Below are 15,621 nucleotides of genomic sequence, written 5' to 3' on the forward strand. Positions count from 1 at the left end.
CCTTGTGGGCCGCATGCTTGTGGTAAATGCTCCTCGAACAACCGAACCATCTCGCTGCCCAGATCGGGCAGCGCGGTTCAGTTTATTTTGGGAACTTATACATATGCAATTGCATTTCAATCGTGCGCGCCCCGTGTTGCGCTCGCATCGCAATGGCGTTGCGCCATCACGGAAATTGTGAATTTATTTGACGAGGCTGCTTGTCAGTGTGATATATTTTTGGCGCGCCGCAGCGGGCGCGTTCCCCCTCATCGCAGCGAGAACCATCACAATGAGCGCGCACCTTCCGCCCCGCCGCCTGATCCTGCTCGTCGACGACGATCCTCTCCTGCTCGACTACCTGGCGACCGTGCTGGGCCATGCCGGCTACGACACCCTGGCCGCCGCGTCGGCTGCGGAAGCCTTGCAGCGCGTGGCCGAACGCGAAGCCGACATCGCGCTGGCGCTGCTCGACGTCAGCATGCCCGGCATGTCCGGCCTCGACCTGGCGCGCCGCCTCAAGGACCATACATCGGTCGCCTTCATGTTCCTGTCGTCCGTCGACGATGCCGAAACGGCCCGCCAGGCGGCCAGCCACGGCGCCGTCGGCTTCGTCGTCAAGCCGGTCGATGCGACGCGGCTGCTGCCGGCCTTCGAGTCCGCGCTCGCGCGCGCGGACGAGATCCGCCAGCTGCGCCGCACGGAAGCGAACCTGAACGCCGCGCTGGCGGCGGGCAGGGAGACGAGCCTGGCCGTGGGCCTCCTGATGACGCGCTTCCAGACCGACCGCAACACGGCGTTCGAGGTGCTGCGCGACCACGCCCGGTCGAGCCGGCGCAAGGTCAACGAAGTCGCCGACCAGCTTGTCGCTGCCGAGGAATTGCTCAACAGCCTGCATGGGGCGTTCGCGGCGCGCTTGAAAGGGAAGTAGGCTGCCGCCCGCGGCTTGGTATCATGCCGAACTTTCTTTCATCATTTTCCGGGGACAGACACCATGAAAACCAAGGCTGCGATCGCTTGGCAGGCAGGGAAACCGCTGACGATCGAAGAGGTCGAGCTCGAGGGCCCGAAGGCCGGCGAAGTGCTGGTCGAAGTCAAGGCGACGGGCATCTGCCATACGGACTGGTACACGTTGTCCGGCGCCGACCCGGAAGGCATCTTTCCGGCCATCCTGGGCCATGAGGGCGCGGGCGTCGTCGTCGACGTCGGCCCCGGCGTGACCAGCCTGCGCAAGGATGACCACGTCATCCCGCTGTACACGCCGGAATGCCGCCAGTGCAAGTTCTGCCTGTCGCAGAAGACCAATCTGTGCCAGGCCATCCGCGCCACGCAGGGCCGCGGCCTGATGCCGGATGCGACGTCGCGCTTCTCGCTGGACGGCAAGCCCATCTATCACTACATGGGGACGTCGACCTTTTCGAACTACATCGTGGTGCCGGAAATCGCGCTGGCGAAAGTCCGTTCGGACGCGCCATTCGACAAGATCTGCTACATCGGCTGCGGCGTGACGACCGGCATCGGCGCCGTCATCTTCACGGCGAAGGTGGAGGCGGGCGCGAACGTCGTCGTGTTCGGCCTGGGCGGCATCGGCCTGAACGTGATCCAGGCGGCGAAGATGGTCGGCGCCGACAAGATCATCGGCGTGGACATCAACCCGGGCCGCGAGGACATGGCGCGCAAGTTCGGCATGACCCACTTCGTCAATCCGAAAGAGGTCGAGAACGTCGTCGACACCATCGTCCAGCTGACGGACGGCGGCGCGGATTACTCGTTCGAATGCATCGGCAATGTGCAGACGATGCGCCAGGCGCTGGAGTGCTGCCACAAGGGCTGGGGCCAGTCCATCATCATCGGTGTGGCGGAAGCGGGCAAGGAGATTGCGACGCGTCCGTTCCAGCTGGTCACGGGCCGCGTGTGGAAGGGTTCCGCGTTCGGCGGCGCGCGCGGCCGCACGGACGTGCCGAAGATCGTCGACTGGTACATGGAAAACAAGATCAACATCGACGACCTGATCACGCATCACCTGACGCTCGAGCAGATCAACGACGGCTTCGACCTCATGAAGAAGGGCGAGTCGATCCGCTCCGTCGTCGTGTACTGAGTCCGCCGTTTCCGCGGCGCCGTGCGGCGCCGTGCGGCGCCGCTTGTCGCTCATCCCGCTATCGTCTTCCGAATCGCAATACGCAGAAGTCTAGAACAAACTTCCTAGATAAAATTTTCTAGGAAGTTCATATTGCGTCACGAAAGGCACAGTCGGCGCCGAAGGCATAAGTTGTTTCTTGTATAATTTCTAGCCCTCAAAGATCGGAAATTTTTATGTTCAAGAAACTCGCAATCGCCGCCACCCTGGCACTGGCGGCATCCTTGTCGTTCGCGGCCGCACCGACCGGCTATTACGGCGGCCTGGACGTCGGCTCCGCCAAGATCGACAACTTCAAGGACAGCAAAGCCGGCGCCGGCGGCTTCCTGGGCTACGGCTTCAACCGTTTCGTCGCGATCGAGCTGGGCTATCGCCAACTCGGCAGCTGGAACATCGGCGGCGCCGACGTGACCGCCACGCAAGCGCACGTTTCCGTCGTCGGCTTCTTTCCGCTGGCCCCGCAATTCGATATCTACGGCCGCCTCGGCTATAACTCGCTGCGCGCCAAAGCGTCGTATGGCGGTTTCTCGTACGGCGACGATACCAATGGCGGCCTGTATGGCGTCGGCCTGAACTACGACTTCACCCCGACCGTTTCCGGTCGTGCCGAAGTGCAGAAGCCGTCCAGCGATTCGACCTATTACGGCGTCGGTATCGTCGTTAAATTCTGATCGGTGCGCCGGCGTGCCCGGCAGCGATCATGGCGGCATATGTTCCGGAAACGGAATATATGCCGTTTTTATTGATGGAATGCCGAAGCCTATTCGGCTGCGGACGCTGCGATAGCAGGTGTCTATTGCTGCGCCAATTCGTGTGTGGCACGATGCCGAATCGACCTTTGACATTCTATCAATCCGGAACCCCGCATGCGCCCAGTCCGCCTAGCAATTCTCCTGGCTTTTGCCGGCACCACGTTCCTGGCCAAGGCCCAGGAGCATCCCGCCGCGGCCGCGCCGGCCGCCGACCGTCCCGCCACGTCCTTCCCGTACACGCCCGGCCTGGACGTGAATTCGATGGACCGTACTGCCGACCCGTGCGTCGACTTTTACCGGTATGCCTGCGGCGGCTGGATCAAGAACAACCCGATCCCGGCCGACCAGGCGCGCTGGTCGGTGTACGGCAAGCTGGCGCTGGACAACCGCCGCTACCTGTGGGGCATCCTCGACGACCTGGCCAAGCGCCAGGACGGCCGCAACGCGAACCAGCAAAAGATCGGCGACTACTTCGGGGCCTGCATGGACGAGAAAGCGATCGAAGCGCGCGGCGCCGCGCCGTTGACGCCATACTTCGACGAGATCGCGACCTTGCACTCGATGCGCGACCTGCCGCGCGTGCTCGCGCGCCTGCAACTGGCGCTGGCCGACCGGGGCCTGTTCTTCGGCTTTTCGTCGAGCCAGGACTTCGCCGATTCCTCGCGCGTGATCGCGTTCGCCGTCGCCGGCGGCCTGGGCCTGCCGGACCGCGATTCGTACCTGAAGACGGACGCCAAGTCGAAGGCCATCCGCGCCAAGTACGTCACCCACATCGCGAACACGTTCAAGCTGCTGGGCGACGCGCCCGCGCAAGCACAGCGCAACGCCGAGCGCGTGATGCAGATGGAAACGACGCTCGCCAAGGCATCGCTGTCGACCGTCGACAAGCGCGATCCGTACAAGCTGTTTCATAAAGTCGACGCGCAAGGCCTGCAGGCGCTGACGCCGGGCTTCGACTGGCACGCCTACCTGGACGCGCTGGGCGAGGGCGGCTTGACGACGTTCAACGTGACGGAGCCCGCGTTCTTCAAGGCGCTCGGCAAGATGTGGAAGACGAGCGGCGTCGACGCCACGCGCACCTATTTGCGCTGGCAGGTGGCGCGCAATCTGTCGCCGATGCTGGCGTCGAATTTCGACAACGAACACTTCGATTTCTTCAGCAAGACGTTGCGCGGCGTGCAGCAGCAGCAACCGCGCTGGAAGCGTTGCGTGGCGCTCGTCGACCACCAACTGGGCGAGGCGCTGGGCCAGGAATTCGTCAGCCGCGCATTCTCGCCCGCGCTGAAGGAGAAAGCGTTGCACATGACGCGCCAGATCGAAGACGCGATGAAGAAGGACATCGACGAACTCGACTGGATGAGCGCGGAAACGAAGCAGCAGGCGCAAAAGAAGCTGGCCGCCATCGTCAACAAGATCGGCTACCCGGACAAGTGGCGCGACTACAGCGCCTACGTCGTCAAGCCGGGCGACTTCGCCGGCAACGTCGAGCGCGGCAACGAATTCGAGGCGCGCCGCCAGCTCGCCAAGATCGGCAAGCCGCTGGACCGCACGGAATGGGGCATGACGCCGCCGACGGTGAACGCCTATTTCGACCCGCAGATGAACGACATCAACTTCCCGGCCGGCGTGCTGCAGCCGCCGCTGTTCGACCCGAAGATGGACGACGCGCCCAACTACGGCAACACGGGCGGCACCATCGGCCACGAACTCACGCATGCCTTCGACGACGAGGGCCGGCAGTTCGACGCCAACGGCAACCTCAAGGACTGGTGGACGAAGAAGGACGCCAAGGCGTTCGAGGAACGGGCCCAGTGCATCGTCGACCAGTACGCGCAATACACGGTCGTCGACGACATCAAGATCAACAGCAAGCTGACCTTGGGCGAAGACGTCGCCGACCTGGGCGGCCTGATTCTCGGCTGGATGGCGTGGCAGACGGAGATGGCCAGCATGCCGGAGAAAGCCCAGCCGCAGCCATTGCGCGACGGCTTGACGCCGGAACAGCGCTTCTTTGTCGGTTACGCGCAATGGGCCTGCGAAAACGATCGCCCGGAAAACCTGCGCGTGAACGCGATGACGGACCCGCACTCGCCGGGCCGCTACCGCGTCAACGGGCTGATGGTGAACATGCCGCAATTCCAGCAGGCGTTCCAGTGCAAGGCGGGGCAGCCGATGGTGAAGGAGAAGCGCTGCCGCGTGTGGTGATGACACAGCGCCGCTCCCCCGGGTGGCGCGGTCGTCTGGGCCGGCCGCGTTCAGTGCCGTGCCGCCCGGTCGCTGAGCTGCGCCTGCATGTGCACGAGATTCGCCTCGAAGGCCTGCATCTCCAGGCCGAGCGCCGTCAGGTCGAGTGCCGCCTGCTTGAGTTCCGGGAACAGCTGCGTTTCTTCCTGGCGGATGTGGCTCAGGACGGCGTCTATCAATTCGCGCACCAAGGGCTCGGCGCGGGCCTCGTCCATCGATATGCCTTGCAGCGTGGCCAGCAGGTCGTCGACGGCGAGGTGGTCTTCCTCGTAGCGGGCGATCAGGTTCGGGTCGACCCGGCGCACGCCCGGATAAAACACGCCTTCCTCGAGGCGCGAATGCATGTGGATGGCCTGGATCAGCTGGGTTGCCGCCTGCTTCTTGACGTCGGCGCTTTGGGTGTTCTTGTATTTGTCGGCGAGCTTGCGGACCAGGTCGTGGTCGCGCAGCAGGGCCTGGACTGGATTGTCGACCGGGAACGCGTCATGCGCTCCCGGTCTCACGGGGTCGGCTGTGGTTGCCATGGGAGTCCTCCTCAACGGTTGTCCGGCATATTCCGATATGCCGTCAGGATTTCATCCTACACCCCGTCATCCGTGCGGCATGTTCGCCAACGCACCCAAGGCCAACGGTAACGTCCGCTTCAAAAAAAACGCCGCCTCCGTGGGCGGCGTTCGTGCGGCGGATGGCGTCAATGCTGGGAGATGCTGCCGCGCCATGCGCCCGTTTCCTTGCCGCGTTTCTCGAGCATGTCCTTGAACTTCTGCAGGTTGCCGCGGGCTTCCAGGCGCACGGCGCCGAGGGCGTCGCCGATCTTCTCGGCCGGGCCTTCCGGCTGGTAATCCATCTGCAGCGTGACGCGGGTGACGTCGTCGGACAGCTTGTGGAACGTCACCACGCCGCCGTTCGGGACACCGCTCGTGCTGCGCCACGCGATGCGCTTGTCCGGCACCTGTTCCGTGATCTCGGCATCCCATTCCTTTTCCTCGCCGGCCACGTTGGCCTTCCAGTGCAGGCGCTTGTCGTCCAGCTGGCGGACTTCATGCACGCTGCCCATGAATTGCGGGAAATCCTCGAACTGGGTCCACTGGTTGTAGGCGGACCGCACGGGGACGTTGACCTCGATGGTTTCGACGATCGACGAGTCCATGCCCGATTTATTGCCTTTGAGTTTTTTCGACAGCATCATGCCGCCGACGGCCAGCGCGGCGACCGTCACTACACGGTTCAGCATTTTTCCCTCCTTATCCCAGAGCGTTCGGTTGCGATACACAAAAAACCAATCTGTCGCTAAAACTACGTGAAAAGCGTTCATCATGGCGCCCGCGAGCCGTGCGGAAACATTGAAAGTTCCGTAATTTATCTTGCGCAGGGTCGTCCCGCGACTGTTGTGATACTGTATATATATTCAGTAAAAATGCCGCCGCGGCGATGCCGAGGGCGGGTCGCGACGTTATAATGCCCGAATGAATCTCCTCGACAATCTGAACCCCGAACAACTGGCTGCCGTCACGCTGCCGTCCCAGAGCGCCCTCATTCTCGCGGGCGCCGGGTCCGGCAAGACGCGGGTGCTGACGACCCGTATCGCCTGGCTGATCCAGACCGGGCAGGTGTCGCCGGCCGGCATCATGGCCGTGACTTTCACCAACAAGGCCGCCAAGGAGATGCTCACGCGCCTGTCGGCGATGCTGCCGGTGAACACGCGCGGCATGTGGATCGGCACGTTCCACGGCCTGTGCAACCGCCTGCTGCGCACGCATCACCGCGACGCGGCGCTGCCGCAGACGTTCCAGATCCTCGATTCGCAGGACCAGCTGTCGATGATCAAGCGCATGCTCAAGGCCCTGAACGTCGACGACGAGAAGTACCCGGCGAAGGACTTGATGTACTTCATCAACAACGCCAAGGAGCGGGGCCAGCGCGCGCACGAGGTCGAAGCGTACGACCACGTCCAGCGGCGCATGGCCGAGCTGTACGATTTCTATGACCAGCAATGCCAGCGCGAAGGCGTCGTCGACTTCGCCGAGCTGCTGCTGCGCTCGTACGAACTGCTGCAGCGCAACCACCCGCTGCGCCAGCATTACCAGATGCGCTTCCGTCACATCCTCGTCGACGAGTTCCAGGACACCAACGACCTGCAATACAACCTGCTGAAACTGCTGGCCGGCCACGGCGAGCCGCGCGGCGGCGCCATCTTCGCCGTCGGCGACGACGACCAGAGCATCTACGCGTTCCGCGGCGCCAACGTGGGCAATATGCAGGCGTTCGAGCGCGACTTCGAAGTCAAGAATCTCATCAAGCTGGAGCAGAACTACCGCTCGCACGGCAACATCCTCGACAGCGCCAACCACCTCATCTCGAACAACGCCAAGCGCCTCGGCAAGAACCTGCGCACGGATGCGGGGCAGGGCGAGCCGGTGCGCATCTACGAGGCGTCGTCCGACCTCGAAGAGGCGCAGTGGATCATCGACGAAGCCAAGAGCCTGATGGCGGAGGGCGTGAGCAAGAGCGAGATCGCCGTGCTGTACCGGTCCAACGCGCAGAGCCGCGTGATCGAGCACGCGCTGTTCGCGGCCGGCCTGCCGTACACGGTGTACGGCGGCCTGCGCTACTTCCAGCGCGCCGAGGTCAAGCACGCCATCGCCTACCTGCAGCTGATGGACAACCCGCACAACGATTCCGCGTTCCTGCGCGTCGTGAATTTCCCCACGCGCGGCATCGGTGCCCGCTCGATCGAGCAGTTGCAGATGGCGGCGGAATCCTATCGCGTGTCGCTGTACGCCGCGGTGCCCTACATGACGGGCAAGGCCGGCACGGCGCTCGGCAACTTCGTCAAGCTGATCGAGAGCGCGCGTTTCGAGACGCAGCAGTTGCCGCTGCCGGAAATGGTGCGCGTCGTGCTCGAGCGCAGCACCCTGCTGGCGCACTATGGCAACGAGAAAGAGGGCCAGGAGCGCATCGAGAACTTGCAGCAGATGGTCGGCGCCGCCACCCAGTTCGTGCAGGAAGAAGGCTTCGGCACGCACGCACCGGCGCACCTCGGCCCGCAGGCGCAGGCCGCGAGCGGCACGGCGATCGTCGACGGCGACGGTGTCGACGTGCTCGACGCGGACGCGCCGCTGTCGGCCGTGATGTCGCCGTTGTCGGCCTTCCTCGCGCACGCGTCGCTGGAGGCGGGCGACGCCCAGGCGCAGGCCGGGCAGGAAGCGCTGCAGCTCATGACCGTGCACTCGGCCAAGGGCCTGGAGTTCGACGCCGTGTTCATCACGGGCCTGGAAGAAGGGTTATTCCCGCACGAGAGCAGCGCCCGCGAGATGGATGGCGTCGACGAGGAGCGCCGCCTGATGTACGTGGCGATCACGCGCGCGCGCCAGCGCTTGTACATGAGCTTCACGCAGCAGCGCATGCTGCACGGCCAGACCCGCTTCAACATGAAGTCGCGCTTCTTCGACGAGCTGCCGGAACACGCGCTGAAATGGCTGACGCCGCGCGTGCAGACGAACTGGTTCGCCGGCCGCAAGTCGACGACGGCGTGGGACGACGCCGTTTTCCGCGAAGGCGGCAGCGACAACCAGATCGCCAAGCAGATCGCGCAGAAGTCGAGCAGCGGCAACGGCACCGGGTGGCGCATCGGCGAGTCGGTGAGTCACGCGCGCTTCGGCGAGGGCGTGATCGTCAACATCGAGGGCGGCGCGGGCAGCGCGCGCGCCCAGATCAATTTTGGCGCGGCGGGGATGAAGGTGCTCGACCTGTCGGTGGCAAAGTTGGAGCGGGTGGGACGATGACCGGTCGTAGGGTGGGCGGGGGGGGGTGATGCCGGGGGCATTGCCCCCGCCCACGCGAACGCCAAACATGACGCATACGTCACGCGTGGGCACGGGGTGCCCACCCTACCGCCGAACATCACGCCGGCTGCGGCGCCTCGTCGACCGGCTTGCCGAAGATGGTGCGGTAGCCCGCATACATCGCACACTGCAGCAGCAGCACGAACAGGAAGATCAGCCACATGAGCACGACCCGCCCCAGCGTGGCGTCGCCGAACAGCAGGGTGGCCACGATGCACACGCCGAAGAAGATGGCGAACCAGGCCGCCAGCAGCACGAGGAACGGGCGCGCCGTGCGGACGACGGCGAAGAAGCTGTAGAACGTGGCCTTGCCCGGCCCCATGTGCTTCCAGTAGGTGAGCGGCGCGGCGAAGCACAGCGTCACCAGCACGGCCACGTCCAGCAGGAACACCCCGAACAAGGCCAGCATGTGCGACGTCTGGATGTCAGGCGGCGTCGACGTGTCGGGCCGGGGCATCATCTGCACCAGCACCTCGGGCGGGATCGCCAGGCGCGTGACGACCATCATCAGCAGCGACACGCCCAGGTAGACGAGTCCCAGCTTGCACAGCGCGGCCAGCGCCGGCCGGCGGAAGCCCGTCAGCAGCACGGCCGGGGTGACCCGGTCGCCGTTCTCGATCATCAGGCAGGCCTGCATGAAGGCCATCGAGAACGACGGAATCAGCACGACCGCAAGTACCGAACCCAAAATCGGCACGGCCGACAGGCCGATGCTGAACAGGATGTTGGCGAACAGGAGCGTCGTCAGGGCGGCGGGCTGTTTGCGGAACAGGCCGATGCCTTGCTTCAGCCACTCCCATCCGGTACGTGCGGGTAAATCGTTCATGCTGTGAGGTCGGGGGCGCCGTGTGCGATGCGTTCGCGCAGGACTCGTTCGAAGTGGGTGGGATCGTGCGGGGTCAGCATCTCGGCCTCGCGCGGACGGTAGAAATCATACAGGCGCGACAGCCAGAAGCGCAGCGCCGCGGCGCGCAGCATCGGCAACCATGCGGCCCGGTCGGCGGCCGTGAACGGTCGAACCGCGTGATAGGCGCGCGTCAGCGCCAGGACGCGCGCGTCGTCGAGGCGGCCGCTGTCCAGGTCGATGCACCAGTCGTTGACGGTGACGGCCAGGTCGAACAGCCACGTGTCGCAGCCCGCGAAATAAAAATCGAAGCAGCCGGACAGGCGTTCGCCGACGAACATCACGTTGTTGCGGAACAGGTCGGCGTGGACGGGGCCGCGTTCCAGTTGCGCATACGTGCTGCCTGCCGCGAAGTCGCGCTGGAATGCCAGTTCCGATTGCAGCAGCGCGGCCGTCCCGGCATCGAGCCAGGGCAGCACCTTCGGCACCGTCTCGACCCACCAGTCCAGCCCGCGCAGATTCGGCTGGGACAGGGGAAAGTCGCGGCCGGCCAGGTGCATCTTCGCCAGCATCGTGCCCACTTCGGCGCAATGCACGGGTTGCGGGTCCATTTGCGAGCTGCCGTCGAGCTTGCTGACGATGGCGGCCGGCTTGCCGTGCAGCGCCACCACCAGCTCGCCCGCGTCGTTCGGCACGGGCGCGGGTACGGGAATGCCGCGCTCGGCCAGATGGCGCATCAGCTTCACGTAGAAGGGCAATTGCTCGAAGTCGAGGTTTTCGAAGATGGTGAGGACGTATTCGCCGCGTTCCGTCGTCAGGAAGAAATTACTGTTTTCGATGCCGCTCGGGATACCCTTGAGCGCGACGGCTTTACCAAGAGGAAACTGCTTGATCCACTGGGAGAGGTCATCCAGCGTGACCGGGGTGAAGACTGCCATTGTGTAAGAAAGAAAAGTCGCTGTAGCGGCCACGCTCGGCGGCCGGTCCTGTTGACGGCTGTTACTTCTTCTCGGGCGCGGCGGTAGCCGGCATGGGAGGAGGAGGCGGCGCGTCGGCCGTCGTCGGGGCGTTGGTACCGGATTCGCTCGTGGCTTTCCGCTTGCCCGACAGGTCGAACTCACCCACCTTCCACTGCGGCGCGCGGATCGAATTCGTCTGCGCGTTGCCGGGCTGGGTGTTCGGTTTCATGTAGTAATGGCTGCCACCGGGCGTGGTGACTTCGACTTCGGTGACCTGGCCGCCACTCCGCGTTTCCTTGATCTGGGTGCCGCGCTTGGGCGGAATATTGGTCGCCGGAATGTCGCTGCCCGGTTCGATACGCTCGAGCTTGGGCGGCGCCGGGCTGGGCGTCGGCTGCGTGGCCGATTGCTGGGCCGCGGCCAATCCGGCATGAAAAGCCAGGAACAGCGCGAGGGGGGCGAGGCGGGAAGAGGTACGCGGCATGATGATCACCTTTGTCGTTTAGTCCATTGTAACAAACAGCGCCACTTCCCTGTGAAAAGTGTGGTTGGATCCCCATATTCCGGACATCGCCCGCTCATCTTTTTTCCACTCCCGATTCTGCGATAATGGCGCACGTTTCGCCGTGCCGCCGCGGCCCACTTTCGATTCTGCCCTATGGACAATACCCTGCTTCTCGTCGACGGTTCCAGCTATCTCTATCGCGCCTTCCACGCGCTGCCCGACCTGCGCAGCCCGGACGGCTACCCGACCGGCGCGATGCACGGCATGGTCAACATGCTGCGCCGCCTGCGCGCGGACTTCCCGGCCGCCTACATCGCCTGCGTGTTCGACGCCAAGGGCAAGACGTTCCGCGACGACCTGTACCCGGAATACAAGGCGACGCGCGCGTCGATGCCGGAAGACCTGGCCAAGCAGATCGAGCCGATCCACGAAGTCGTGCGCCACATGGGATGGCCGATCCTGATGGTGGAGGGCGTCGAAGCGGACGACGTCATCGGCACCCTGGCCGCGCAGGCGACGGCGCGCGGCCTCTCTACCGTCGTCTCGACGGGCGACAAGGACCTCGCCCAGCTCGTGAACGACAAGGTCATGCTGATCAACACGATGAGCAACGAGAAGCTCGACGAAGCGGGCGTGCTGGCCAAGTTCGGCGTGCCGCCGAACCGCATCATCGACTACCTGACCCTGATCGGCGACACCGTCGACAACGTCCCCGGCGTCACCAAGTGCGGCCCGAAGACGGCCGTCAAATGGCTCACCCTGCACGGGTCGCTGGACGGCGTGATCGAAAACGCCCACGCCATCACGGGCGCCGTCGGCGAGAACCTGCGCGCCGCGCTGGAGTGGCTGCCGAAGGGCCGTGAACTGATCACGGTGAAGACGGACTGCGACCTGGTGGGCCACGTCGTGTCGATCGAGGAAACCCTCATCGGCCGCCCGGAAGACAAGGAGGCGCTGCGCGACTTCTTCCAGCGCTACGGCTTCAAGACCATGCTGCGCGAGATCGGACCGGGCAACGCGGCCAAGTACGGCACGCCCGGCGCGCCGGCTCCCGCGCTCAACTCGCCGGAAGGCGCGGCCGGCACGCAGCCCGGCATGCCGATCATCAAAGGCGAGTACGAGACCGTCACGACGATGGAAGACTTCGAGCGCTGGCTGGCCCTGATCGACAAGGCCGCGCTGACGTCGGTCGACACGGAGACGACGTCGCTCGATCCGATGACGGCCGAGATGGTCGGCATCTCGCTGTCGGTGGAGGAAGGCAAGGGCGCGTACATTCCGCTGGCGCACCGCTACGCCGGCGTGCCCGCGCAGCTGAACCGCGAGGAAGTCCTCGCGCGCATGAAGCCGTGGCTGGAAAACCCGGACAAGCCCAAGCTGGGACAGAACCTCAAGTACGACAGCCACATCTTCGAAAACCACGGCGTGAAACTGCGCGGCATCGTGCACGACACCTTGCTGCAGTCGTACGTGTTCGAATCGCACAAGCCGCACGACATGGACACGATGGCGCTGCGCCACCTGGGCTATACGACGATCCCGTACGTCGACGTGTGCGGCAAGGGCGCGAACCAGATCTGCTTCGACCAGGTCGAGCTGGAGCGAGCGACCGAGTACGCGGCCGAGGATTCCGACATCACCCTGCGCCTGCACCACGCCATGGTCAAGCACGTCGAAAGCGACGAGGGCCTGAACTTCATCTACCGCAAGATCGAGCTGCCCACGTCCGTCGTGCTGCAGAAGATCGAGCGCAACGGCGTGCTGATCGACGCCGATAAACTGGCCGCGCAGTCGAACGAACTGGCCGCGCGCATCATGGAACTGGAGCAGCAGGCGTACGAGCTGGCCGGCGGCCCGTTCAACCTCGGGTCGCCCAAGCAGATCGGCGAGATCTTCTTCGGCAAGCTGCAGCTCCCCGTCATCAAGAAGACGGCGACCGGCGCGCCGTCGACGGACGAGGAAGTCCTGCAAAAGCTGGCCGAGGACTACCCGCTGCCGAAGATCCTGCTGGAGCACCGCGGGCTGTCGAAACTGAAGTCGACATACACCGACAAGCTGCCGAAGATGGTCAATGCGCGCACGGGCCGCGTGCACACGAATTACGCGCAGGCCGTGGCGATCACGGGCCGCCTCGCGTCCAACGATCCGAACCTGCAGAACATCCCCGTGCGCACCGCCGAGGGCCGCCGCATCCGCGAAGCATTCGTGGCGCCGCAAGGCAGCGTGATCGTGTCGGCCGACTATTCGCAGATCGAGCTGCGCATCATGGCCCACATCTCGGAAGACGAGGCGATGCTGCGCGCGTTCGCGGCCGGCGAGGACATCCACCGCGCCACCGCCGCCGAGATCTTCGGCGTGCAACCCGAGGAGGTGCAGAGCGAGCAGCGGCGCTACGCGAAGGTCATCAACTTCGGTCTGATCTACGGGATGAGCGCGTTCGGCCTCGCGCAGAACCTGGGCATCGAGCGGGGCGCGGCCAGCAACTACATCGAGCGCTACTTCCAGCGCTTCGCGGGCGTCAAGCGCTACATGGACGAGACCCGGCTGCTCGCCAAGGAGCGCGGCTATGTCGAGACGGTGTTCGGCCGGCGCCTGTGGCTCCCGGAGATCAATTCGCCGAACGGCCCGCGCCGCGCCGGCGCCGAACGCGCCGCGATCAACGCGCCGATGCAGGGCACGGCGGCGGACCTGATCAAGCTGGCGATGATCGCCGTGCAGGACTGGATCGAGAAGGACGCCCTGCGCACCCGCATGGTCATGCAGGTGCACGACGAACTGGTGCTGGAAGTGCCGCAGGACGAGCTCGAACTCGTCAAGCGGAAGCTGCCGGAACTGATGGGCGGCGTGGCCACGCTCAAGGTGCCGCTCGTGGCCGAAACCGGTGTGGGCGCGAACTGGGAAGAGGCCCATTAAGTAGGGCGCACACCCTACTCGAGGAATTCGTCGGCCAGCCGCGCCACGGCCGTCGTGCCCAGGATGTCGTAATGCGTCTTCCCGGGCACGATGGCCAGGCGCGCGGCGGCGCGCAGCGAGCCGTCCAGGCCCGCGTCGCGCTGCCCGCCGCCGAGGGCCTGGTAGCACTCGGTGATGTGGTCCAGCGTGACCGCGTCGGCATCCGCGAACACCAGCATCGTCCGCGCCCCGATCGCGCCGGCCTGCGGCGTCCAGTCGTAATCGCGGCTTTGCAGCTCGCCCATCTTGCGCAGCGACGTCTCCCAGTTCACTTCCGGGTACAGCGCGGCCAGCGGCGACCTGGCCAGCTGCGCGCCGATTTGCGCTGCGTTCACGTCCATGTGGTCGAAGGCCGTGCGCACTTCCGGATAGAAGCCGGCGCGCTTGAACGGCGCGCTGACGACGATCAGCCGGTCGACGACGTCCGGATGGCGGATCGCCGTCTGCAGCGCGACGCCGCCGCCGAACGAATAGCCCAGCAGGTCGGCCTTGCCCAGGTCGAGTGCGCGGATCACGGCCGCCACGTCGTCCGCCAGCGTTTCGAAGCGCAGCGGGCGGTCCACGTCCGGCGTGTGGCCGTGGCCCTGCAGGTGGATGGCGATCACGCGGCGGCCGGCGGCCAGCGCGGCGATGTTCGGGCCGAACGCTTCGCTCGCCATGATCCCTCCATGCAGCAGCACGAGCGGCTTGCCGGCGCCTTGTTCTTCCACGTGGATCTGCATGCCATTGACGGTGACGCGTTGCTGTTTGCTGGTGTTCATGACGGCTCCTTGGGTGAGTGAGGTGAGGGGAAATTTCCGAACAGGTGGACGAGGTAGCGGTGCAAGTGGCGCAGGCTCTCCACGGCCACCTGCGGATCCTGCTGCGATTTCGCGAGCACGAAGCTACCCTGGATGACGGCCTGGATGTGCAAAGCCAGGCTTTCCGGCGACCAGTCGGCGTCGGGCACCAGCGCGGCGCGGGCGGCGCGGATGTCCGGCACGAGGGTCGCGGCATGGTCGCGGATGTGCGTGCCGCCGGCCGCCGCCAGGCCGGGGTGGGTGGCGAACGTCTCCTGCGACACCATGCCGAGCAGGCAGGTGAAGTCGGCCAGCTCGCCCGCGATCATCCGCGCGCGGAATTCCACGTAGCCGAGCAGGCGCGCGAGCGGCGTCGGCGCGGTGTGGTAGGGCGCGTTGGCGAACAGTGCGTCGGCCCGGTCGGCGAAGCGTTGCGCGGCGGCGTGGGCCAGGTCTTCCTTCGTCTTGAAGTGGTGGAAAAAGCTGCCCTTGGTGACGCCGGCCGCCGCGCACACGTCGTCCACGCGGGTGGCTTCGTAGCCGCGCGTGCGGATCAGGGTGACGGCTGCGTCGAGCAGCTTGTTGCGTGAATCGCTGTGCGGTGCCATGTGTTTCTCCATAC

At 65.1% G+C, this 15,621-nt stretch carries 13 protein-coding genes; 6 read left to right on the top strand and 7 right to left on the bottom strand.

What is annotated here, in order from left to right:
- The first annotated feature begins 271 nt into the window (after positions 1–271).
- The 4 genes from ISF28_RS06225 to ISF28_RS06240 all read left to right on the top strand — a co-directional run bounded on the left by ISF28_RS06225 (position 272) and on the right by ISF28_RS06240 (position 5,076).
- Positions 272–910, top strand: a complete 639-nt coding sequence (locus ISF28_RS06225; RefSeq protein WP_198116295.1) for an ANTAR domain-containing response regulator — start codon at positions 272–274, stop codon at positions 908–910.
- 63 nt (positions 911–973) lie between these two features.
- Positions 974–2,080 (top strand): S-(hydroxymethyl)glutathione dehydrogenase/class III alcohol dehydrogenase, encoded by a 1,107-nt coding sequence (locus ISF28_RS06230; protein ID WP_198116296.1) that lies wholly within the window; start codon positions 974–976, stop codon positions 2,078–2,080.
- A gap of 215 nt (positions 2,081–2,295) precedes the next feature.
- Entirely contained in the window at positions 2,296–2,790 is a 495-nt protein-coding gene (locus ISF28_RS06235) for an outer membrane beta-barrel protein (RefSeq protein ID WP_198116297.1), read from the top strand.
- A gap of 195 nt (positions 2,791–2,985) precedes the next feature.
- Entirely contained in the window at positions 2,986–5,076 is a 2,091-nt protein-coding gene (locus tag ISF28_RS06240; RefSeq protein ID WP_198116298.1) for a M13 family metallopeptidase, read from the top strand.
- Between the two features lie 50 nt (positions 5,077–5,126).
- Here ISF28_RS06240 and ISF28_RS06245 read toward each other — a convergent pair whose 3' ends face one another.
- Both ISF28_RS06245 and ISF28_RS06250 read right to left on the bottom strand, forming a co-directional pair.
- The gene (locus ISF28_RS06245) at positions 5,127–5,639 is read right to left on the bottom strand and encodes a hemerythrin domain-containing protein (RefSeq protein ID WP_198116299.1); all 513 of its coding nucleotides are present in this window, start codon (positions 5,637–5,639) and stop codon (positions 5,127–5,129) included.
- Between the two features lie 167 nt (positions 5,640–5,806).
- Positions 5,807–6,349: an SRPBCC family protein gene (locus tag ISF28_RS06250; protein ID WP_198116300.1), complete on the bottom strand. Its 543-nt coding sequence runs from the start codon at positions 6,347–6,349 to the stop codon at positions 5,807–5,809.
- Between the two features lie 232 nt (positions 6,350–6,581).
- Between ISF28_RS06250 and ISF28_RS06255 the strand changes: the two genes are divergently transcribed.
- Complete coding sequence (locus ISF28_RS06255; protein WP_198116301.1) at positions 6,582–8,900, top strand: UvrD-helicase domain-containing protein; 2,319 nt, start codon at positions 6,582–6,584, stop codon at positions 8,898–8,900.
- Between the two features lie 118 nt (positions 8,901–9,018).
- Here the strand turns inward: ISF28_RS06255 and ISF28_RS06260 are convergent, their stop codons facing one another.
- From ISF28_RS06260 to ISF28_RS06270, 3 genes are all read right to left on the bottom strand, one after another.
- Positions 9,019–9,786: a BPSS1780 family membrane protein gene (locus ISF28_RS06260; protein ID WP_198116302.1), complete on the bottom strand. Its 768-nt coding sequence runs from the start codon at positions 9,784–9,786 to the stop codon at positions 9,019–9,021.
- Positions 9,783–10,742 carry a homoserine kinase gene (locus tag ISF28_RS06265; RefSeq protein WP_198116303.1) on the bottom strand — a complete coding sequence of 320 codons (960 nt, stop codon included), beginning with the start codon at positions 10,740–10,742 and terminating at the stop codon, positions 9,783–9,785. Before ISF28_RS06265 ends, ISF28_RS06260 begins: the two co-directional genes overlap by 4 nt.
- A gap of 61 nt (positions 10,743–10,803) precedes the next feature.
- A complete protein-coding gene (locus tag ISF28_RS06270; protein ID WP_198116304.1) occupies positions 10,804–11,247 on the bottom strand; it encodes a DUF2782 domain-containing protein in 444 nt (147 codons plus the stop codon).
- A 174-nt stretch (positions 11,248–11,421) separates the two neighbouring features.
- Here ISF28_RS06270 and polA point away from each other — a divergent pair, with 174 nt between their 5' ends.
- Positions 11,422–14,181, top strand: a complete 2,760-nt coding sequence (gene polA / locus ISF28_RS06275; RefSeq protein WP_198116305.1) for a DNA polymerase I — start codon at positions 11,422–11,424, stop codon at positions 14,179–14,181.
- Positions 14,182–14,195: 14 nt separating this feature from the next.
- Here the strand turns inward: polA and ISF28_RS06280 are convergent, their stop codons facing one another.
- Entirely contained in the window at positions 14,196–14,981 is a 786-nt protein-coding gene (locus ISF28_RS06280; protein WP_198116306.1) for an alpha/beta fold hydrolase, read from the bottom strand.
- Positions 14,978–15,607 carry a TetR/AcrR family transcriptional regulator gene (locus tag ISF28_RS30870; RefSeq protein ID WP_198116307.1) on the bottom strand — a complete coding sequence of 210 codons (630 nt, stop codon included), beginning with the start codon at positions 15,605–15,607 and terminating at the stop codon, positions 14,978–14,980. Before ISF28_RS30870 ends, ISF28_RS06280 begins: the two co-directional genes overlap by 4 nt.
- Between the last annotated feature and the right edge of the window lie 14 nt (positions 15,608–15,621).

The organism is Massilia rhizosphaerae, assembly GCF_016093545.1.
Lineage (GTDB): Bacteria > Pseudomonadota > Gammaproteobacteria > Burkholderiales > Burkholderiaceae_D > Telluria > Telluria rhizosphaerae.

What these genes read in the sequence shown, in the direction of transcription:
- ISF28_RS06225 (WP_198116295.1), top strand. Translation starts at nt 272, where the DNA reads ATGAGCGCGCACCTTCCGCCCCGCCGCCTGATCCTGCTCGTCGACGAC.
- ISF28_RS06230 (WP_198116296.1), top strand. Translation starts at nt 974, where the DNA reads ATGAAAACCAAGGCTGCGATCGCTTGGCAGGCAGGGAAACCGCTGACG.
- ISF28_RS06235 (WP_198116297.1), top strand. Translation starts at nt 2,296, where the DNA reads ATGTTCAAGAAACTCGCAATCGCCGCCACCCTGGCACTGGCGGCATCC.
- ISF28_RS06240 (WP_198116298.1), top strand. Translation starts at nt 2,986, where the DNA reads ATGCGCCCAGTCCGCCTAGCAATTCTCCTGGCTTTTGCCGGCACCACG.
- ISF28_RS06245 (WP_198116299.1), bottom strand. Translation starts at nt 5,639, where the DNA reads ATGGCAACCACAGCCGACCCCGTGAGACCGGGAGCGCATGACGCGTTC.
- ISF28_RS06250 (WP_198116300.1), bottom strand. Translation starts at nt 6,349, where the DNA reads ATGCTGAACCGTGTAGTGACGGTCGCCGCGCTGGCCGTCGGCGGCATG.
- ISF28_RS06255 (WP_198116301.1), top strand. Translation starts at nt 6,582, where the DNA reads ATGAATCTCCTCGACAATCTGAACCCCGAACAACTGGCTGCCGTCACG.
- ISF28_RS06260 (WP_198116302.1), bottom strand. Translation starts at nt 9,786, where the DNA reads ATGAACGATTTACCCGCACGTACCGGATGGGAGTGGCTGAAGCAAGGC.
- ISF28_RS06265 (WP_198116303.1), bottom strand. Translation starts at nt 10,742, where the DNA reads ATGGCAGTCTTCACCCCGGTCACGCTGGATGACCTCTCCCAGTGGATC.
- ISF28_RS06270 (WP_198116304.1), bottom strand. Translation starts at nt 11,247, where the DNA reads ATGCCGCGTACCTCTTCCCGCCTCGCCCCCCTCGCGCTGTTCCTGGCT.
- polA (WP_198116305.1), top strand. Translation starts at nt 11,422, where the DNA reads ATGGACAATACCCTGCTTCTCGTCGACGGTTCCAGCTATCTCTATCGC.
- ISF28_RS06280 (WP_198116306.1), bottom strand. Translation starts at nt 14,981, where the DNA reads ATGAACACCAGCAAACAGCAACGCGTCACCGTCAATGGCATGCAGATC.
- ISF28_RS30870 (WP_198116307.1), bottom strand. Translation starts at nt 15,607, where the DNA reads ATGGCACCGCACAGCGATTCACGCAACAAGCTGCTCGACGCAGCCGTC.